Here is a 1,182-nt window from a genome sequence, read left to right as displayed (position 1 = left end):
CCGCGACACCCACGAGCGTCAGCCCGCGATCGGCGACGAGCGGCCACGCGGCATGCAGCAGGTCCAGGGCGGTGTCGCGGACGGTGTCGGTGCGCGCGGTCGCGACCGGCAGGGTGTGCGACCGGGTGATGCGCGTGTAGTCGGCGAAGCGCAGTCGCAGCACGACCGTGCGGCCGAGCCGATCGGCCGCCCGCATCCGCCGGGTCACCTTGTCGACGAGCAGCATGAGGGTCGCAGCCACGGAGTCCGGATCGTGGTAGCCGCGTCCGAGCGCGTGCTGGGCTCCCATCGAGCGGCGTCGTCGCCGGGTGCGGACGGTCCGGGGATCGACGCCGTTGGCCAGTGCGTGCAGGTGGCGGCCGGTGGCCTTCCCGAGCAGCGCCACCAGGTCGCTCTCACTGTGGCTCGCGACGTCGGCGACGCGGCGGATGCCGTGGGCGTGCAGCGTGGCGGCGGTGACCTTGCCGACGCCCCACAGGCGTTCGACGGGCAGCGGATGCAGGAACTGCAGTTCGCCGTCCGGTGGCACGAGCAGCAGTCCGTCCGGTTTCGCGACGCCGCTGGCGACCTTCGCGAGGAACTTCGTGCGCGCGACCCCGACGGTGATCGGCAGCCCGACCTGCTCGGCGACGTCGCGGCGCAGCCTTGTCGTGATCTCCAGGGGCGTGCCCGCGATTCGGCGCAGCCCGCCCACGTCGAGGAACGCCTCGTCGATGGAGATGCCCTCCACGATCGGGCTCGTCCGGTCGAAGACGGCGAACACGTCGCGGCTCGCGCGGGTGTAGGCGTCCATGCGCGGCGGCACCGAGATCAGGCCTGGGCACAGCGCGCGGGCGGCCCGTCCGGACATCGCCGTCTTGATCCCGTACGCCTTCGCCTCGTAGCTCGCGGCGAGCACGACCCCGCCGCCCACGACTACCGGCCGGCCCCGCAGCCACGGATCGTCGCGCTGCTCCACCGACGCGTAGAACGCGTCGAGGTCGGCGTGCAGGATCGTCGCATCGGACACGAACATATGTTCGCATCCGGCACCGACTAGCTCCGCAGCGCCGCCAGCGCCTGTCCGACGTTGCCCACCTCGGTCGCCTTCACCGACTTGGGCACGCCCTCGGTGCCGGGCGGGACCAGCGCGCGGGTGAAGCCGAGCCGGCCGGCCTCTGCGAGTCGCCGGCCCACGCCGGA

The 1,182-nt window shown here is 73.0% G+C and carries 1 protein-coding gene and 1 pseudogene; both read right to left on the bottom strand.

From position 1 onward, the window contains the following. Window positions 1–1,015: DNA polymerase IV (gene dinB, locus I0Q12_RS12915; RefSeq protein WP_374068690.1), on the bottom strand; the 1,015-nt coding region annotated here is incomplete at its 3' end. A 20-nt stretch (window positions 1,016–1,035) separates the two neighbouring features. Then, window positions 1,036–1,182, bottom strand: a pseudogene (locus I0Q12_RS32735) (DNA repair protein RadA); the annotation flags it as partial.

Source organism: Rhodococcus sp. CX (genome assembly GCF_015865005.1).
Lineage (GTDB): Bacteria > Actinomycetota > Actinomycetes > Mycobacteriales > Mycobacteriaceae > Rhodococcus.
The sequence above is the reverse complement of the archived record's forward strand: the minus strand, read 5'-3'. Positions and strand labels throughout refer to the sequence as shown.